Origin of the sequence: Filimonas lacunae, from assembly GCF_002355595.1 — a bacterium.
GTDB classification, from domain to species: Bacteria; Bacteroidota; Bacteroidia; order Chitinophagales; family Chitinophagaceae; genus Filimonas; species Filimonas lacunae.
On the sequence record NZ_AP017422.1, the window covers coordinates 1,700,127 to 1,720,299 of the forward strand.

The 20,173-nt window shown below is 45.7% G+C and carries 10 protein-coding genes; all 10 read left to right on the forward strand.

Going from position 1 to position 20,173, the window contains the following annotated elements:
• The first annotated feature begins 16 nt into the window (after nucleotides 1–16).
• The 10 genes from FLA_RS06830 (at nucleotide 17) to FLA_RS06875 (ending at nucleotide 20,140) form a co-directional block, all read left to right on the forward strand.
• Nucleotides 17–3,565, forward strand: coding sequence for a SusC/RagA family TonB-linked outer membrane protein (locus FLA_RS06830; protein WP_084206305.1), 3,549 nt, complete (start codon nucleotides 17–19; stop codon nucleotides 3,563–3,565).
• Nucleotides 3,566–3,574: 9 nt separating this feature from the next.
• Complete coding sequence (locus FLA_RS06835) at nucleotides 3,575–4,951, forward strand: RagB/SusD family nutrient uptake outer membrane protein (RefSeq protein ID WP_076380000.1); 1,377 nt, start codon at nucleotides 3,575–3,577, stop codon at nucleotides 4,949–4,951.
• A gap of 11 nt (nucleotides 4,952–4,962) precedes the next feature.
• Nucleotides 4,963–6,981 (forward strand): TlpA family protein disulfide reductase, encoded by a 2,019-nt coding sequence (locus FLA_RS06840; RefSeq protein ID WP_076379999.1) that lies wholly within the window; start codon nucleotides 4,963–4,965, stop codon nucleotides 6,979–6,981.
• Complete coding sequence (locus tag FLA_RS06845) at nucleotides 6,982–8,064, forward strand: alpha/beta hydrolase family protein (RefSeq protein WP_076379998.1); 1,083 nt, start codon at nucleotides 6,982–6,984, stop codon at nucleotides 8,062–8,064. It begins immediately after the preceding gene.
• 187 nt (nucleotides 8,065–8,251) lie between these two features.
• The gene (locus FLA_RS06850; protein WP_076380212.1) at nucleotides 8,252–8,848 is read left to right on the forward strand and encodes an RNA polymerase sigma factor; all 597 of its coding nucleotides are present in this window, start codon (nucleotides 8,252–8,254) and stop codon (nucleotides 8,846–8,848) included.
• 96 nt (nucleotides 8,849–8,944) lie between these two features.
• Nucleotides 8,945–10,159 carry a FecR family protein gene (locus tag FLA_RS06855; protein WP_076379997.1) on the forward strand — a complete coding sequence of 405 codons (1,215 nt, stop codon included), beginning with the start codon at nucleotides 8,945–8,947 and terminating at the stop codon, nucleotides 10,157–10,159.
• 298 nt (nucleotides 10,160–10,457) lie between these two features.
• On the forward strand, nucleotides 10,458–13,799 hold the full coding sequence (locus tag FLA_RS06860) for a SusC/RagA family TonB-linked outer membrane protein (protein ID WP_159445122.1): 3,342 nt from the start codon (nucleotides 10,458–10,460) through the stop codon (nucleotides 13,797–13,799).
• Between the two features lie 2 nt (nucleotides 13,800–13,801).
• The gene (locus tag FLA_RS06865; RefSeq protein WP_076379995.1) at nucleotides 13,802–15,205 is read left to right on the forward strand and encodes a RagB/SusD family nutrient uptake outer membrane protein; all 1,404 of its coding nucleotides are present in this window, start codon (nucleotides 13,802–13,804) and stop codon (nucleotides 15,203–15,205) included.
• 39 nt (nucleotides 15,206–15,244) lie between these two features.
• Nucleotides 15,245–17,320, forward strand: coding sequence for a TlpA disulfide reductase family protein (locus tag FLA_RS06870; RefSeq protein WP_076379994.1), 2,076 nt, complete (start codon nucleotides 15,245–15,247; stop codon nucleotides 17,318–17,320).
• A gap of 3 nt (nucleotides 17,321–17,323) precedes the next feature.
• Complete coding sequence (locus FLA_RS06875; protein WP_076379993.1) at nucleotides 17,324–20,140, forward strand: M16 family metallopeptidase; 2,817 nt, start codon at nucleotides 17,324–17,326, stop codon at nucleotides 20,138–20,140.
• Nucleotides 20,141–20,173: the final 33 nt, after the last annotated feature.

Here is a 20,173-nt window from a genome sequence, read left to right on the forward strand (position 1 = left end):
TTTTATTTACACGCTTATGAAGAGAATGTTACAGGGTATATTAATACCCGCACTACTGCTGTTGGGCAATAGCCTGTTTTTACAGGCGTATGGCCAGAATAAGGAGATGCCGTTTAAGATGGCCCTGGATAAAATAGGGGCGTTATATGGCACCAGTTTTATTTACGAAGATAACCTGTTTGACAAAGAGCCTGCGGTGCGCTTTGAAGTGCCTGCCAACACACAACGTGAGATAGGCGAAGTGTTGAAAGAACTATTGTATCCACGCAACTACCTGTTTTTGTTTGTGGATAAAACACATTACACCATTATAAAAAGCAAGAAAAGCACTACCGAAAAGCTGGAAGCGCCTGCCGGTGCCACCCCGCAAACCAGGTTGGTGTATGGCAAGATAACAGACGAAAGCGGTAAGCCTGTAGAGGGCGCTACTGTAGTGGCCGATGGCGCACGCGTAGCTACCGTGAGTGCGGGTGATGGCGCTTACCGTATGTATATTCCGGAGGGTATTAACACACTGGGCATTTCTTATATAGGCAAGCTTACACAGCATGTGCCGGTGGGCGCTTCGGGTGAAGCGAATGTGATTTTATTTTCTGAATCTGCTTCTTTAAGTGAAGTGGTGGTGGTGTCTACGGGGTTGCAGCAATTACCCAAAGAACGGGCTACAGGTTCGTTTAGTGTGGTAAGCAGCAAGCAGCTGGAGCAAACGCCTACGCCAAACATATTACAGCGTTTAGAAACGCAGGTGCCGGGGCTGATGCTCACTATGCTGAACGGGGATAATACTATGGCTTATGGTGGTAATCTGATCAGTCCTGATCCTGCGGCTAAAGCAGGCATTTATACCATGAAGGTGAGAGGTACCAGCACGCTGAATGCAGATCAATACCCGTTGGTGGTGATTGACGGGTTTCCGGCCGAGGTGGATTTGCGTACTTTAAACCCCAATGATGTGGAGCAGGTAACTGTGTTGAAAGATGCGGCTGCAGCTTCTATATGGGGCATCAGGGCTACCAATGGCGTGATTGTGATACAGACGAAGAAGGGCCGGCTGAACCAGAAAACAGGCATCAGTTTTAACTCTAACGTAGGATGGGCGCCCAAATCAGTATTGAATAATCAGCACCTGCTTACTTCGGCGCAAATGCTGGATTTTGAAAAGGAACTGGTAGATAAGAACCTGGTGATAGACTATTCTGCCAACGATTTTGCGCCGGGTATTAGCCAGGGAATGAGTTTGTTGCAGCGGGCAAAGCGTGGAGAAATAACGCAGGATCAATTAAACCAGCAACTGGCTGCTTTAGGTGCTTCTACTAATTATAATGAATTCGGGAAGTATTTTATGAGTGCGCCTAATACGCAAAGCTATAATTTGTCGGTAAACGGTGGCGGTAATGCTTATTCGTTCTTTACCTCCGCTTCTTATGCCAGGGAGCAAACAAATTTAAAAGGTTCTGCTACCAGCCGTATCACACTTACGTCTAATCAAACCTTTAAAATAGCGAAGGTCATTGACTTTAGCTCTAATGTTCGTTTGTCGTTCGTGAACGCCGCTTATAACAGCATTGGATTGAGTGCGCTGGTAAACCGTTCGTTACCTTTTATGCCTTACGATCATGTGGTAGATGCGGATGGTAATGGTATAGGTTATTACCAGAAGTTTAACCAGGCGTTTAGTGATAAGCTTATAAGCAGGGGGTATCTGGATTACCGGTACAACTACCTGCAGGAGCAACAGAATATGGACAACACGATCAAGGAAACCAACCTGACAGGTAATTTTAGTGTAACGGCTCCGGTGCCTTTGGTAAAGGGGTTAACGGCTAATGTGTTGTATTCTATAGAAAAATCGTTTAGTAATTCGCGCAATTTTCAAAACGAGTACACGTTTGCTGCCCGTGATTTTATGAACCAGGGTACTTCTTATGATGCCGGCACGGATGTGGCTACCATGAATGTGCCCAAGGGTGGTATTTTAAGTCTGCAGCAAAACACACGTAATAACTATAGTTTAAGAGGGCAGCTTACCTATTCGGGAAAGCTGGGCTATGATCATGAACTGAACATGATTGCCGGTTCGGAGATAAGACAAACGTATGATGTTATTTCCCCCGACCTGGCTTATGGCTGGAATGATTATGCGCAAAGGAGGGTGGCGGTGCCTACCACCTACGCTTCTATGTACGGCTATGATCTTAATGCGCCGTTGGCAAGCGGTTATTCCGATCAGCAAAGAAGGTTCCTGTCATATTTTTCCAATGCAGCTTATACCTTCAAAGGGAAGTATACGGTATCTGGTAGCGTGCGGTTTGATGATTACAACAACTTTGGTTTAGATGTAAAATACCGCTCAAAGCCTTTCTGGAGTTCTGGCGCCAGCTGGAACGTGCTGCGTGAAAGCTTTATGCAGCAGGCGAAGTGGGTATCCGGATTAACATTGAGGGCTACCTATGGCATTAGCGGTAATATAGATCGTACAGCGCATCCCGAAGCTACTATAGCTTTTGGAAGTAATGATTATGTAACGAATTACCCCACTGCTTTTATTGTTTCGCCCGCTAACCCGGAGTTGAGATGGGAAACAACCAGCACATTCAATATTGGAACTGATTTCGCCTTTTTAAATCAACGCATCACGGGGTCGTTTGAATATTATGCTAAACATGGTAAAGACCTGTTTGCCAATTTTAATACCGATCCTACGCTGGGTTTCAGTCAGCTGAACAGGAACACTGCCACGCTGGATGCCAAAGGTTTTGAAGGCTCTTTAACCGGTAATATTATCAGTAAGAAAAACCTGTCGTGGAGTGTTACTGTAACCTATGCCTATAACAAAAATACTATCACTGATAACCGTTATGGAATTCCGGTGGGTATTGCCAATAGTCCTATCGGGGCGGGTTATATTAAAGGATATCCTACCACTTACCTGTTTGTGTATCGTTTTGCAGGGTTGGATAATAAAGGGCAGAGCGTGGTATATGATCAAAAGAACAATAAAGTAACTTCTGCACAAAGTCTTACCGATATCAACGATCTCAAATATGCAGGAACTACTACACCTAAGTATTTTGGTAGTATTAATCAAAACTTACGTGTAGGCAATTTTACGCTGGGGGCGCAGTTAACTTACCGCCTGGGATATGTGTTTTTGAAAAACTCGGTTCCATTATATGTAAGCCGCTCTACGGTGGCGTATAGCCTGAATGGCGATATTGCCAAAAGATGGAAACAGGCGGGAGATGAAGCTTTTACCAATGTACCGGGCTTAGGTGGCATCACTTATACCAGCTATCTGCGTTATACTTATTCTGATCTGAACGTGCTTCCCGGCGGTTATATACGCCTGCAACAGGTGTCGCTGGGGTATAACCTGCCTGATAACCTGTTTAAAAAACTGGGTATGAAAAACGTGAATGTACAAGGTGTGGTGCGCAACCTGGGCCTTATATGGCGTAAGAACAAGGAAGGTATAGATCCTGACTTCCAGGTTGGTTCAACAGGTACTGGTTTACGCCTGGCGCCTACACCATTGTATTCTTTTTCTATTAATGCAAACTTTTAAACAGTACGTATGAAAAAAGTATCTCTTTCCATATATATCATCACGGCTTTACTGGCTGCCGGTTGTCAGAAGTATGTAGACATTCGCACGAAAGGGCAGCTGATTCCCAGTGAAACGGAGAATTACCGGTATATCATGAACCAGGCTTCTACGCTGAATTTTGGAGATGGTTACAATGATCTGGCATCAGATGATGTAGATTTTGTGGACCTTGCGCAACAGCAAAGCCTTGCTAATTATACGCCTTATAATAATTACTATACCTGGGCAGAAAAAATGTATGACGCCAGCTCGCAGGATTATAACTGGAATGGCATGTATACTATTGTGTATAACTGCAATACAGTGCTGGAAGGGGTGATGGGTAGTAATAACGGAACGAGTACAGAGAAAAATCAGATTTACGGCGAGGCCCTGGTTCACAGGGCTGACGCCTATCTGACGCTGGTAAAAGCATACGGTAAGGCTTATGATTCCGCTACTGCTGCTACTGATTTAGGAGTGCCTTTGCTATTGAAGGCAGCTACCGAATCGGGCGAACCGCGCGCTTCTGTTCAGGCGGTGTACAGTCGCATTGTGGAAGATTTAAAACAGGCGGCGCCCTTGCTGAGCAGAACCACACAGCTCAATACCTTTCCTACCCGTGCCGCGGCTTTTGCTTTGCTGGCCCGCGTTAGCCTGGATATGGGCAACTATACCGATGCCATTACTTATGCAGATAGCACGCTGGCCATTAAAAACGCGGTGCTGGATATGAATACGCTCAACGGAAACATACCGAGGGCTACAGATAATCCGGAAGTTATATTAACCAAGTTTGCGAACGCAAGCATGGCATATGCTCCGGCTATTTTACGGTTAAGTGATGAAATGGCCAACCTTTTGGGTACTGCCGATTTGCGCTACCAGGTATATACAGGTGATGCCAATGCTTACGCAGATCCTTCTTATACAGGCAGGATGTACCTGGTAGATTATTTCAGCAGCTATCCACAGGCGCGTAACTGTGGCGTTACGGTGCCGGAGGTGATGCTGATAAAAGCGGAATGTGTAGCGAGAAAAGGGCAGGCTTCACCTGCGATGGACCTGGTGAATGCGCTGCGTGTAAAACGTTTTGCTGCCGCGGATTATGTGGCTGAAACGGCTGCCAATGCCGATGAGGCTTTGCGTAAGGTGCTGGATGAGCGTAGAAGGGAACTGTTTTGCCGTGGTTTCAGATGGAATGATCTGAAACGTTTGAACAAAGAGGCGCGTTTTGCCAAAACCATTACCCGCAATTTTAATGGGGTTACATATACATTGGCTCCGGGTAGCAACCGCTATGTGTTTCCTATAGCAGATTACTACTTTAGTTTTAATACCAACCTGGTACAAAATCCAAGATAAAGAGAATAAAAATGAATTATTGTAAAGTGAAGCTGTTATTGTGCTGTTTGTTATTGGCGATGATGCCGGTATCCTATGCCCAATATAAAAACCTGACATTTACGCCGGACGTAATCCCTGCCGGTACCTCATTTGCTTTTACATACGATGCGGCCGGTACGCCGCTGGAGGGTAAGCGGGATATTGCCTGTATAGTATATTATTTTTCCAATGCCACTTACCAATGGAAAGGAATTGATCTGACAATAGATTCAGCAGGGGATAATAAATGGAAAGGCGTTTGTGCCACAAAAGATGATTGGGCTTTTGTTACTTTCAAATTTCAGGCAGGCGATTCGGTGGATAATAACAACAATCTCACTTATGGTTACCTGTTGAGCGATGCCACACACCCGGGACTGAATGCGCGCTGTGCCTATGCTGCCTGGGGCCTGCTACGCTCGCCGGGATATGGCTATGCAATTGATGGTTATGTTGACGGTAGCCATGCTATTGGAGATACCGTTACGGCTTACTGGTTAACGATGGAATTGAAAAAGCCTACTACAACGGCAGCAGACAGATCGGTTTTTGTAATTCCTTATACCAGGTCTTTGTATGCTGCTTATGGAATGGAAAAATTGCCTGAAATAAACGCGGCACTACGTTTTCTCACCCGTGCCGATGCTTCGCAGGAAGATCTTGCCAAGGCATGGTATATTACTGCACAGCTATTGAAAGACGCTGTAAGGAAAGATTCGGTGGAGATGTTGCTGAATACCCGTTTCCCCAACAATGTATTACAAAAACTGGCTTACTATCGTCGCTTTTTTAACGAGAAGGATTTTCCGAAAAGAGCAGCCATGGCCGATACTTTCCTGGCTAAATATCCTTACAGCGAAAGAATGGAGTGGTTGGATGAGGCTAACAGGATTGACTATAATACCGCTTACCTGGCTACCATTTTGTTTGGTGCCATGAATAAGAATTATACTGCTGCCGACAAGTACATAGATCAATTACCTTATGTTACTACTATTAACGTGTATTACCGTTTAATAGATGTGGCGCATGCCCGAAAGGATTTGAGTGATAGTTTCCTGTATCCTTATTCTAAAAAGCTGGTAACACATATGGAGCAGTTTGCCGGTGAACAGACTGCAATATTTAGCTGGATGACAGCCCGGGAATGGAAAAGTCGTTTTGAAAATGATTTTTTTGCCGGTGTGGCTAAGCCAATGTTGTTTGCGCATGTAGAAATATGCAACAGCACAGGACGCTATGCAGAGGCATTGCTTTATGCGCGTATGGCACAGGAGGCACAGCATTTTAAAAAAGCTGATTTAAATGATGCTTATGTGTTGGCCCTGCAAAAGAACGGGCAGGATAAAGAAGTGAATGATGCGCTGATCAAAAGCATGTACGAAAACCAGGCTTCACCTGCAATGATAGATCTGTTAAAGCAAAGCTATCTAAAGGTGCATGGTTCGGAGGAAGGATTTGATCAGTATCTGCAGTCACTGAAAAATGCAGCTGCTTCTAAAAGCAATGATGCCGACAATGAAATGATAGATGTGCCTATGCTTGCATGGACCATGCGTGATGGAAATAACAAGGTGGTAACCCAGCAGTCTTTAAAAGGCAAAGTGGTAGTGCTTGATTTCTGGGCTACCTGGTGTGTGCCTTGTAAGGCTTCTTTTCCGGGAATGAACCTGGCTGTGGAAAAGTATAAGAATGATAAAGATGTGGTGTTTTATTTTGTAGACACGGAAGAACCAGGTAAAAATTATAAGCAGCAGATTGCGCAATATCTTACTAAAAATAATTTCCCTTTCCAGGTATTGTTTGATAACCCTATGACGGATGGCAAGCATACCGGAGAAGTGTTTGAAAGGGTGTGTAAGCTGTTTCATATATCAGGGATACCACAAAAGCTGATCATAGATAAGAAAGGGCATGTGCGTTTTATTACGGTAGGATATAAAGGCAGTGCCAGTGCATTAGCCGATGAAATGGTGGAACTGATTGAACTGACTAAAAAAGCGAAGTAAATGCGAAGGATATATATAGCGCTGGCTATGGTGCTGTTCGGTGGTATAGGTGTAAGCCAGGCACAGCTTACGAAATATAAAGAAGATAGCGTGCGCTTTGCGAATGGGGACAAGTCTGTTTCTTTTGGTGGCACGCTTAGCCTGCCTGTAACAGGCAAACCTTGTGCAGCAGTGGTGATATTGTCGGGCACTGGCCCGCAAAACCAGGATGGTGATATGGGCGGTCATAAAATGTTCAGCACTATTGCCCATTATTTAGGAGAGAGAGGCATTGCTGTGCTGCGTGTAGATGACAGGGGCGTGGGCAGCACTACGGGCGAGTACGCAACAGCTACCACGGGTGATTTTGCAGCCGATGCACTGGCTGCGGTGGCTTACCTGAAAACACGGAAAGAGATCGATGCCGTTAAAATAGGGTTGATGGGCCATAGCGAAGGTGGAGCAGCTATGTGTATTGCGGCAGCACAAAGCAGTGATGTACATTTCCTGGTAGGTTTGGCAGGCCTGGCTATGGGTGGTTACGATTCGCAGATAAAGCAGAACGAGGATATTGTCAATGGATCGGCCTTGCCGGATTATGATAAGAAACGTTCTAATGAAATTGATTCGCTTATGTTTAGAACCGCATTGCAGTATGCCGATTCTGCCAACATGGAAGCGAAGCTTTTGGAAACCTACTTTACATGGAAACATAAAGACAGTATCTATTTCGAATCGCTACACATAGAGTTTGATCATTTCCGGTTTCCTTATTATAGCTATATAGCCAAAGCTATCGGACCATGGTATCGTTATTTTATCAGCTACAATGCTGCTAAAGTAATGGCGCAGGTAAAAGTACCTGTGCTGGCATTGAATGGAGATAAGGATATCCTGGTGGCTTGCAAGGAAAACCTGGAAAACTGGAAACAGTATATTGCCGCAGGCGGTAATCATGATGTAACCACGGTGGTAATACCGGGTGTAAACCATTTGTTCCTTGCTTGTCAAAAATGCGATTTATACGAATACCCACAACTGAAAACAGAATTTTCGCCGATGGCGCTGGATACCATTGTATCCTGGATACAGCAAAAGTTTTAACCGCTTCCGGCTGCGGAACGGGTACAATACAAGCCCTGTTGCCTGGTGGCGGCAGGGCTTTTTCATGGGCAGGCAGGGAGGGGGAATGTATAACAGGTTGCCGCATAGATACAACGCCGGTAACAGGGGCTTGTGGCTGACAAAATGTATTATTGTACATTTGCCATTGAGAAAATCATTTTCCCTGTTGTCAATACCTCCTGCATATAACGAGTCGGCGCTGTTGCATTTAATTGCGGCGGGGGATGAAGCGGCTTTCCGGGAGTTTTTCGAAAGCAACCGGAACAAACTCTACACTTTTATATTCCGTTTTACCAAAACAGCACATGTTACAGAAGAGCTGGTGCAGGATGTTTTTATGCGTTTCTGGACTTACCGTACCAACCTCACTACGGTAGAAAACCCGGCCGGTTACCTTTTTTTTATGGCGCGCAACCGGTGTATCGATTACCTGCGCAAGGTGGCTAACGAAAATGCCATGCTGGAAAAGGTATGGAAACAGATTTCGGAAGCCCAGAACAGCACGGAAGAGCAATTGCAGATGAATGAAGTGCGCCGGCTGATAGATACGGCCCTCAGCCGCCTTTCGGCCCAGAAAAGATCGGTATTTCACCTGAGTCGTTATGAAGGATTATCCACCCGCGAAATTGCGCAACGCTTGCAATTGAGTGAGGGTACGGTGCGGAATATTATGTCAGATGTATTATTGCAGGTGCGAACCTACCTGCAACAGCATAACGTAACCCTGGCCATTGCTTTTGCAATCGTTTTCAACCAGTTATAACTTTTTTAAAACTTTTTTGGATTTCGTCATGACATTTTTTTGCGCCGCCCGTCATTATATATAGAAGGGCGGTGTGCAGCCTTTCAATACATGCTTATGAACCAAACAGGACCGGAACGGGTAACATTTTTAATGCAACAATTTGCCGGCAACAGCTGCAGCCGCCAGGAAATGGACGAGCTGATGCAGTATGTGCGCGAGGCAGAAAACGACCAGCTGCTGCACAGTGCGTTGCAGCAGCAGTGGAGCAGTCTGCAGCCGGAAGAACCGTTGTACCCGGTAAACTGGGAGGGTATGTACGATACTATTGTTGCTTCTCCTGCAACTGAAAATAAAGTTGGATTGTCACCTTCCCCTATACCCTTGATCAGACGCCGCTGGTGGGCAGTAGCAGCTATTTTGCTGGTAGCCGCCGGCGGTATATGGGTTTGGACAAAGACACCACAACAGAAAACCCCGCCCGTTATTGCGGCGGCAAAAGATATTCAGCCCGGCAGTAGTGGGGCAGTGCTAACACTGGCAGATGGTAGCAAGGTGGTGCTGGATAGCGCTGCCAACGGCAACATTGCCACCCAGGCCAACGCCAGCATAACCAAACGGGATGGCGTGATCAGTTATGGTGGAAAAGCCCCGGGTGTAGCTGCCAATGCGCCGGTGGGGCAGCCACTGATGAACACGCTTACCACACCACGTGGCAGGCAGTATAAACTGGTATTGCCGGATGGCACTACGGCCTGGTTAAACGCAGCATCCAGTATAGAGTACCCGGTAAGTTTTACGGGTAAGGAGCGTAATGTGTCTGTTACCGGTGAAGTATATTTTGAAGTAGCAGCTAAATCCAATGCGCCTTTTGTGGTAACCACGCCGCAGCAACAGGTTACGGTGCTGGGTACCAGCTTTAATATGAATGCCTATACCAACGAAAGCATAGCACGCACTACGTTGCTGCAAGGCAGTGTGCTGGTGAAAATACGCAACTCGCAGTTAAAGCAGTCCAGTTATATACTGGAGCCTGGTCAGCAGGCTACCGGCAATGCAGGTGGCATGTTGCAGGTTAGGGATGTACATGCAGAACAATTCATAGCCTGGACGAAAGGATATTTTTTGTTCGATCATGCCAGTGTGCCGGATGTAATGAGGCAGCTGGAGCGCTGGTACGATATAGAAGTGAGTTATGCAGGAGCGGTGCCACAGCGTGAGTTTGGTGGCAAGCTGGAACGCAACCTGCCTTTATCGGCAGTGTTGAAAATGCTGGAAACAAGTAAAGTGCATTGTAAAGTAGAGGGCCGTCATCTTACGGTACTTCCTTAAGGATAGATTATTCAAACCACAAGCATAAAAAACATGAACAGAACGTAAAACCAGACTACTGCTGGATGGCAATAAAAAACCGGCAACCGACGGCAATCGGAAACCGGTACATGTTATGGCCGTCTTAGAATGTTACCGACTCGAAATCAGTACAATTTTTATTGACTCCCAAAACTAGTACGAAAGTATGCGATTTTACTTTTACGGGGCATCGCTTTGTCGTTTCGCTCCCAAATCATTGTCAGGTGTTCAGGCCGTTGGTATACCATCTGCGTCCTGGCAAAAACTGCTGAGAATTATGAGGATAACAGCTATTTTATTACTCGTGGCCTCTTTACATGTGTGCGCTAAAGGCATTACCCAAAAGGTAAGCTTTACCGGCAAAGATGTATCGGTAGAACAGGTGTTTGCTGCTATTGAGAAGCAAACCGGCTATGTAGTGTTTTTTGATTATGCCAGCCTGGGGCAGGTGAAGAAAGTGAGTGTGGCGGTAAAGGATGTGAGCATAACAGAACTGCTGCGTGCCTGTTTTAAAGATGACCGTTTAGAGTATACCATCCAGGGTAAAACGATATTAATAAGCCGGAAAGAGAAGTCTGCTGCGGTGATAGAGGAATATACCCCGCCTCCGCCTACGGATATTAAAGGGGTGGTGTACGACTCTGCCGGCAACCCGCTGGTAGGTGCCACCGTGATGATTAAAGGAGCTAAAGCGGCTGTGCAGTCGGATGCCCGGGGTGCGTTTATATTGAGGAATGCGAGTGAAGATGTGTTACTGGTGGTATCTTTTACGGGGTATGAAACAAAAGTGGTTTCGCCCTGGAAAGACCGTGGCAGGGAAATGATCGTGATTTTAAAAAGCAGTACTAACCCGCTGGATGAAACGATAGTGCAGGCGTACGGTACTACTACCAAGCGTTTTAATGTGGGTTCTATTTCTAAAGTAAGTAAAGAAGATATTCAATCGCAACCTGTGTTTAACCCGCTTTCTGCACTGGAAGGCCGTGTGCCTGGTTTGTTGGTTACCACGCAAAGCGGGTTGTCGGGATCGGCTGTTAAACTACAGATAAGAGGCCAGAATACCGTTGGTTCTACACCTGGTAGCAAGCCGCTGGATAATCCTTTTATCATTATTGATGGAGTGCCTTTTGCACCGCAGAATAATTCATTTAACTTTTTACAAAATGCTGCTGATGCTAACAGTGTGCCAGGCTTAAGTCCGCTGGCGAATATTAACCCGGCGGATATTGAAAGTATAGAGGTGCTGAAAGATGCAGATGCTACGGCTATATATGGTGCCAGGGGCGCTAACGGTGTGATTTTGATCACTACCCGCAAAGCGGCCGCGGGTAAACCTTCTTTAACGGGCAATATTGCAACGGGGTTTAGCCGGTTAAGCCGCACCATGCCTTTGATGAATACTGCACAATATTTACAAATGCGTAAGCAGGCTTTTATCAATGATAACCAAACGCCGGGCCTGAATGTTGGCAGTAACTATGCACCGGACCTGCTGGTGTTTGACTCTGCAAAGAACACTGATTTTTTACATGATTTATATGGGGAAACTGCCGGTTCGCTGAATGCCAGCCTGTTTTTATCTGGAGGCTCTTCCTCCAACACTTTTTCAATGGGGGTTGGTTATGGCAGGGAAGGTACTAATTTTCCCGGCAGTTTTATTAACGACCGTATGTCGTTTAACGCCACTATTCATCATCAGTCTACAGACAGGCGTTTTACGGTAGATCTTACTTCGGGCTACTCTTATAACCGTAATAATTTACCTGGCGGACCCGGTATTTCCTCTGCGTTTACCTTGCCGCCTAACTTTCCTGATCTGCTGAATGCAGACGGGTCGCTGGCATGGGTGTTTAAGGGTATTACTTCTAATAACATTTCCACCAGTTTTCAAAACCCTTATGCCTATCTGTATCAAACGGCTAATGTGGGTTCGCAAAACCTGTTGCTGAACCTGACTTTGAATTACCGTATTCTGTCAGGGCTTACTTTTAAAACAGCCTTAGGGTATAGTTTGTTTACGGGAACTGAGTACCGGAAATTTCCTTTGATGTCGCAAAGTCCTTACGCTTTTGGCCGTGACGCTGTTGCTTCCAAAAACAACAGCAGCAGTTATACCTGGAATATAGAGCCGCAACTGAATTATAACCGTAAAATAGGGAATGGTAAGCTGGATGTGCTGGCAGGTATGACTTTCCAGAAAATGACCAGTAACAGAACCACGCTGGTAGGTACTGGTTTTATTAACGACCTGTTGTTAAATTCTATTAAGTCGGCCGGTGTTATTACATTGGATGAAGCATATAATCCTTATAAGTATAGTGCTGCTTTCGGCCGCATTAACTATGTATATAATACCCGTTATATTGTAAACCTTACGGGCAGGATGGATGGCAGCAGCAGGTTTATTAAAAACAGACGTAACGCGAAGTTTGGCGCTGTAGGGGCGGGATGGATATTCTCGGAGGAAGCTTTTGTGAAAAAGGCATTGCCTGTGCTGAGCTTTGGTAAACTGCGTGGCAGTTTTGGTATTACGGGTGATGATAACGTAAATAATTACCAATATTATTCTAACTGGAAAATCATCAGTGCCAACAACATATATAACGGCAGCCTGGGCTATGCGCCGCAAAACCCAGATAATCCTGACTACAGCTGGAGCACAACAAAGAAGCTGGAAGCAGGACTGGATGCTGGTTTGTGGGGTGATAAAATTTTATTGGGTATTACCTGGTATCGTAACCGCACCAGTGATCAGCTGGTACAATATAAGTTGCCATCACAAACGGGTTTTACTACGGTAACTACTAATTTTCAGGCCGTGATACAGAACAGCGGATGGGAGTTTACGGTGGGTGCTTCGCCGGTTAAGAATAAAAATTTCAACTGGAAAACCGCTTTGAATGTAACTGTTCCGAGCAATAAGCTGGTAGCATTTCCGGGACTGGCTGCTTCTAATTATGCGAACATGTACGTGTTGGGCAAATCTACCAGCACTATACAGGGGTACAGCTATGCGGGTATCAATGATACTACCGGTTTGTATCAATTCAATACCAAAGGCGGTAGCAAAACATCTTCGCCCAGCGCGTTGAATGGTGATAACCGGTTTATATTGGGCAACCTGGATACCCGTTATTTTGGTGGTTTCCGCAACACGTTTACCTATAAGAAATTTCAGGTGGATATGTTCCTGGAGTTCAGAAAGCAGATGGGACCCAACTTTATTTATTCGTTAGGTTATACACCGGGTACTATGGTGAATATGCCTGTAGAAGTGATGAATAACTGGACAAAGCAAGGGGATAAAGCCACTTACCAGAAATTCAGCCAGTTGGCATTTGGGGCTTCGGTTACTGCCAATACTACGCAAACGTATGCAAAGCTGTCTGATTTTGCCTACAGTGATGCTTCTTATATCCGTTTTAAAACTTTAGGTATCAGCTATAGTTTAGATGGGGGCTTTTTGAAGAAGGTAAAAATGAGCAGTTGCCGTGTATATGTAAATGCGCAAAACCTGTTTGTAATAACAGGGTATAAGGGGCATGATCCTGAAACGCAGAACTACTATGGTATTCCTCCGTTAAAATCAATTTCTACCGGGTTACAATTCAACTTTTAATTATGCAGTATTTACATCAAAATATAAGCCGTAAAGCCATTGCTGTTTGTGCAGCAATTGCGCTGCTGGCTGCTTCATGTAAGAAGTTTTCTGATATTCCTTCCTCACCGGATACTATCAGCCCTGCGCAGGTTTTTGCAGATAGTGCAGATGCTACTGCAGCCATTACAGGTATTTATATCGGTATGATAGGGCAGTCCAGCAGCTCGCTAAGCATAGGTAATGAGGCTTCAGGCACTTTTGCGGGTATGGTGGCCGATGAGTATGATGCGGTATCTTATATCACTGCCTACAAGGAGTTTGCAGCTAATAGCATTACTGTTACGAATGTGTACAATCAAAATTATTTGTGGACGCCGGCCTATAAGTTTATTTACCAGGCCAATGCGGTGATAGAAGGGGTGAATGCCAGCACAGGTATCAATGATGCGCTGAAGAACAGGCTTATTGGAGAAGCGAAGTTTTTACGTGCCTGGTTTCATTTTACGATGATGAACCTATATGGCGGTGTGCCGCTTTGCCTGGTTACCGATTACCGGGTTACTGCATTACTGCCCAGGGCCGATACCGCTGCTATCAATCAGCAGGTGGTAGCCGACCTGGAAGATGCTTACCAGCGTTTGCAAACAGATCCGCTACCGCTTACTAAATACAGGGTGAATAAATATGCTGTAAAGGCTTTCCTGGCAAGGGTGTATTTATACCGTAAGCAATGGGCGCAGGCGGAAGCTGCGGCTACAGAGGTGATAGGTGGTAATTATGGACTGGTTACTAACCTGGACAGTACTTTTCTGATAAACAGCCGCGAAGCCATCTGGCAGGTGCCTTCTACCATTAAAGGGGATGAAACTGCGCAGGGCAATGCATATGTGCCACTTTCTGCTTTATCAGCGCCTACATTTTTTGTAACTACCTGGATGAACAATGCTTTTGAAACAGGTGATAAGCGTAAGAGTCAGTGGCTGAAATCTAACACGGTAGGTGGTGTTACCTACACTTATCCTTATAAATTTAAACTGGTGCGTAACTCAGCAGTTACAGTGGCTAACCCACATGAAGCGCATACGCCGCTGCGTTTGGCAGAGCTGTACCTGGTAAGGGCAGAGGCCAGGGCGCATGAGGGTAACTATACGGATGCAGAAAAGGATGTTAACAGCATTCGCAGTCGTGCAGGCCTGGGCAATGTTTCTATCTCTTCGCTGGAAACAGCTGCAACTGTAATTATGCAGGAGCGTAGGGTTGAGTTGTTTGGCGAGTGGGGCCATCGTTATTTTGACTTGAAGCGTACCGGTACAATAGATGCCGTGCTGGGGGCAGAAAAAACAGGCTGGAAATCCTCCTATGCTTTGTTTCCAATACCCTATAATGAATTACAGGGTAATCCTAATTTAACTCCTAATCCCTAACAGGTAGCATTATCCATATTTAAATAGCATTTCGTGAACATGATCACATCTGTACGTACCATCCGCCTGCTGGCGGGTGGTATATTAACACTCGCATGCCTTAATGCAGCGGCACAGCAGCCGCAGCAACAGCAACCGCAGGAGCCGCCTGTGTTTTCGTGGACTGTTCCTGTAGTGAACCAGGGCGATACCTTTCGTGCTGTGTACAGGCCCCGCGTTCCTGCCTCTAACGTGAAAGGGTATATTTATTTCTTTAAAAATTTTACCTGGCAGGGAGTTGACCTGCCCATGACTAAAACTGATACGGCGTGGGTGGGTGCTAAGCTGGTACCCGAAGGGGCTTCTTTGTTGTGCTGTCGCTTTTATACGGGGGATAGTATTGACAGAGGGAATAAATGGCCTTATGTTGTTTTAATTCACGACAACAGCGGGCAGTTAGCCCCGGGTGCTTATTCGGAGTATGCGCTGATGCGCCGCCCGCAGGCTGATGCCATGATGTTAGATATTGTTAGCCCGGAGTCGTTATTTGAGGCCCGGTTTGCTGTGGGTTTATACCTTGGTAAAGAGTGGGCAAACGTACAGGTAAGAAGGCATTTGTTTTATGAAATAGCTACCACGTTTGCTGCTTTTTTTACACCGGAGAAAACGGATTCTATCTTGCGTGCAGGGGCGTCTGAAATTATGGAGCTGCCGGATGTAAGTGAAAAGGAAATGTTAACTGTAAAGAGGGTGTATCAGAGTGTATTGCATAACAGACCTTCGTCTGATTCTGTATTGAAAATAATACTGTCTAAGTATCCCACTGGTTTGGCGGCCAGGGAGGAAGAGATTAATAAGATAGCCCTGAACATGAACGCGGAAGAGCATTTGCAAAAATGGTACAGCTTTTTGCAAACGTATCCTGATAATACCTATCCTTTTGCTGATTATAGTAATCCTGTTTGGGGTAACAGTTATTTTGCCAACAACTTTAATTTTGAAGGCATTACTTTATTCCGGAAGAAAGATCTGGAAGGTTTGAAAAAAATGGCCGACCAGGCCCCGATGAATTTATTGGCCTACCTGTACCTGCATTATGTAGAATTTCCATTTCATCAGACAGAGCCACCTATTACTGAGGCACAGGCGTATGACATAGGTAAAGCATATATGAAAAATATGCTCTCTAGATTATATAACACGGATGCGGCTGTTTCGGGCCGTGGCATTTATGCTGCTTCTGAATGGCCTGCTGTTTATATGAACCAGCAACGGCTGGTATTTACTAACTATGCCAAACTGTTATACGAAGCGGGTGATTATGCCGAAGCGGGTACGTTTTATCCTATGCTGCACGAGAGTATTGGTTATAGCAGCACTCCGTTTAACGATTTGTATGTGAAACTGTTAATGCACGATAAAAAAGAGCAGGAAGCGGTGGCCTATGTAAAGGCGGCAGTGTATGCCAACGAGTTTACAGGTGATATGATGAAAGTGCTGAAAGCTGATTACGGGAAAAACAAGGGTGATGAAAAAGCATTTCCTGCTTATGTGGTGGCTATGAAGTCGAAAGAAGGTACGGAAAGGGAACATGCTAATATACGCAAAGCCATGATGAAGGCGGCAGCGCCTGCGCTGAGCCTGAAAGATACCAAAGGGGCCACTGTAACGCTGGAAGCACAGAAGGGTAAGATAGTGGTGCTGGATTTCTGGGCTACCTGGTGCTATCCTTGTAAAGCAGCGATGCCGGGCATGCAGCTGGCGGTTGAGCGATATAAGAACGATAAGGATGTAGCGTTTTACTTTATTGCCACCCTGGAGCAAAGCCCGCGTTATAAGCGTATGATCGATTCTTTTATCACCGCTAAGAAGTACGATTTCAGAGTGTTGTATGATAACAAAAACGACAGCACACAACAGCTGGATCAGGCTTACCAGGACTTTAAAAAGGTACTGCATTTTAATGGCATTCCTGAAAAAGTGATTATAGATCAGAACGGTGTTATCCGTTGGTGGAGCAGTGCTGGTAACGATAACCATATTGCACTGGCGGAAGAGATCAGTTATGTGGTGGAACTATTGAAGAAAGAAGGAGAGACAAAACAGTCGGCTTCATTGAGTGCAAATAAACAATAAGGAATGAACGTAATACATTGGTTAAGCCGGCCGGCGCTGCTATTTACTGCCGGTTACACATTAGCTGCCCTGGGCGCGCAGGCGCAAAAGGGCCATAAGGCCTTACCCCTGGACACTGCGGTGCGCACGGGTAAGCTGCCTAACGGATTTACCTATTATATCAGGCATAACGAAGAGCCTAAAAAGCGCGTAACGTTATACCTGGTAAATAAAGCAGGTGCTATACTGGAAACAGAAGAGCAGCGCGGTCTGGCGCATTTTATAGAGCATATGAGCTTTAACGGCACCACGCATTTCCCTAAGAATGAACTGGTGAACTACCTGCAAAAATCGGGTGTACGTTTTGGGGCCGATTTAAATGCCTATACATCGTACGACGAAACCGTATACCAGCTGCCTTTGCCAACAGATAATAAAGAACTGCTGGACAATGGTCTTACTATTATGCGTGAATGGGCACAGGAAGCCACCCTGGATGCTGCTGAAATTGATAAGGAAAGAGGGGTGATACTGGAAGAGAAGCGTTTGAAAAAAGGCGCGCAGGACAGGATGATGCAGCAGTTTTTTCCGGTGATCATGAACCATTCCCGTTATGCGGATAGAATGCCTATTGGTATTGATACGGTGCTGAAATTCAGCAAGCCGGAAACATTGCGGGAGTTTTATCACGATTGGTATCGCCCCGATTTACAGGCTTTGATTGTGGTGGGGGATATTGATGTGAATGAAATGGAGCAGGTGATTAAGGCCCGTTTTAGCACGCTGGTGAATCCTAAGAAAGAAAAGAAGCGCGTGAAGTATACCATACCGCTTACGGGTAAAAACCAGTTCCTGGTGGTGACTGATCCGGAAATGCCCAGTACTTCTATTGAAATAGTTTCCAAGTTTGAGCAAAAGCCTGTTGTTACCGAAGCGGATTATCGCAACAGCATTGTAGAGATGTTGTTTAACATGATGCTGAGTCAACGCTACAGTGAGTTAGGCAAACAGGCCAATCCTCCTTTCTTAAAAGGGGGCGCGGGCTTACAGGGCTTTTTGGGTGGCCTGCAGATATTCGGCGCCAGTGCGGGTGTAGCCAGTGGTGGATTGGAAACCGGCGTAAAAGCGGTGTGGCGGGAGCTGGAACGTGCAAAACGTTTGGGCTTTACGCAGGCAGAGCTGGACAGGGCTAAGCAGGATTACCTGAGCAAAATGGCTGCCGCGTGGAAAGAGAAAAATAAAACAGGGTCGGATGTATATGTGAAACAATACATGCAATACTTTTTAGCAGGTACGGCAGTGCCGGGGCTGGATAAAGAGTATCAGCTGGTGAATGCGATAGTGCCCGGTATTGCTGTGGCAGATATTAATGCAGTATTGAAAACCTACAGTAAAAACACAGACCGTGATATCATTATCATGGCACCACAAAAAGATAAGGCGAAGCTGCCGGATGAAGCTACTGTAAATGGCTGGTTGCATACAGTAGAGCAGGAGCCGATGGATGCCTATAAAGATGTAGTAGCAGATAAGCCTTTGCTGGCTGCCAAACCTGCTGCCGGTAAAATTACCCGTACGGAGCAGATAACAGAAGTAGGAGTTACCAAATATACCCTTAGCAATGGGGTAACGGTGCTGGTAAAACCTACCACATTTAAGAACAATGAAATTGGGTTTACGGCCTTTGCGCCGGGCGGCACTTCTTTATATAGTGATGCCGATTACCAGTCGGCGGTATATGCACCAGGTATTATTGATGCAGGTGGCGTAGGAGACTATAATAGCCAACAGTTAGATAAATATCTGAGTGGTAAGCAACTGAATGTAGCGCCTTTTATCTCTGACCGCACACAGGGCTTTAATGGCAGTGCTGCGCCTGCTGAGCTGGAAACCATGTTGCAACTGGTGTACCTGTTTTATACAGCTCCCCGTAAAGATGCAGATCTGTTCCAGAATATCATTACCCGTTTAAAAGGTAGCCTGGCTAACCGTGCCAGCGATCCATCCAGCATTTATAACGATACCGTGAATGCAGTATTGGGTAATTACAACGTACGCCGTACCGGGCCTACATTGGAAAAGATTGACCAGATTAACCTGGACAGGGCATATGCTATTTATAAAGAGCGTTTTGCCGATGCCAGCAACTTCACATTCCTGTTTGTAGGCAGTGTGGATACAGCGGTGTTAAAGCCTTTGCTGGAAACCTACCTGGGTTCATTGCCTGCTACACACAAGCACGAAGAAGCGCGTGACCTGGGCATTCATATCCCTGCGGGCGTGATTGAAAGGAATGTATACAGTGGTAAGGAAGATAAGGCTACTGTGCGTTTGGTGTTTAGCGGCGATTACCAGTTCAGTGAAGAAAATAACAGTACGTTACAGGCATTGGCCAAGGTGATAAACCTGCGTTTGCTGGAGCGTTTGCGCGAAGAAGAAGGAGGGGTGTATACACCTAACGCAGATGTTAATTTTAACAAGTATCCTGCCGGGCGTTATGCGTTTACCATTGGCTTTGGCTGTGCGCCGGCGAATGTAGATAAGCTGATAGCTTCTGCACTGGATGAAATTAATAAACTGAAGCTGAATGGCCCTGAAGAGGTGAACCTGGATAAGTACAAAGCGGAAAGCCGCGCTTCGTTGAAAACGGCTTTAGAATCAAATGGCTTCTGGATTAATTATATCAATAGTCAATACCAGAACAATGAGCCATTGGGTGCTATTTATAATAAGGGTAAGCTGCTGGATGCTGTTACCGTGCAAAAGGTACAGCAGGCGGCTAAAGATTACCTGGGAGGGAATAACTATATACGCCTGGTGTCGTTGCCCGAAAAGCAATAGTTTGTTGTAGTGGTGAAAGTGAAAACCCTCGGC

Coding starts and splice junctions, on each gene's coding strand:
- FLA_RS06870 (WP_076379994.1), top strand. CDS start 15,245: ATGATCACATCTGTACGTACCATCCGCCTGCTGGCGGGTGGTATATTA.
- FLA_RS06860 (WP_159445122.1), top strand. CDS start 10,458: ATGAGGATAACAGCTATTTTATTACTCGTGGCCTCTTTACATGTGTGC.
- FLA_RS06875 (WP_076379993.1), top strand. CDS start 17,324: ATGAACGTAATACATTGGTTAAGCCGGCCGGCGCTGCTATTTACTGCC.
- FLA_RS06845 (WP_076379998.1), top strand. CDS start 6,982: ATGCGAAGGATATATATAGCGCTGGCTATGGTGCTGTTCGGTGGTATA.
- FLA_RS06855 (WP_076379997.1), top strand. CDS start 8,945: ATGAACCAAACAGGACCGGAACGGGTAACATTTTTAATGCAACAATTT.
- FLA_RS06830 (WP_084206305.1), top strand. CDS start 17: ATGAAGAGAATGTTACAGGGTATATTAATACCCGCACTACTGCTGTTG.
- FLA_RS06840 (WP_076379999.1), top strand. CDS start 4,963: ATGAATTATTGTAAAGTGAAGCTGTTATTGTGCTGTTTGTTATTGGCG.
- FLA_RS06865 (WP_076379995.1), top strand. CDS start 13,802: ATGCAGTATTTACATCAAAATATAAGCCGTAAAGCCATTGCTGTTTGT.
- FLA_RS06835 (WP_076380000.1), top strand. CDS start 3,575: ATGAAAAAAGTATCTCTTTCCATATATATCATCACGGCTTTACTGGCT.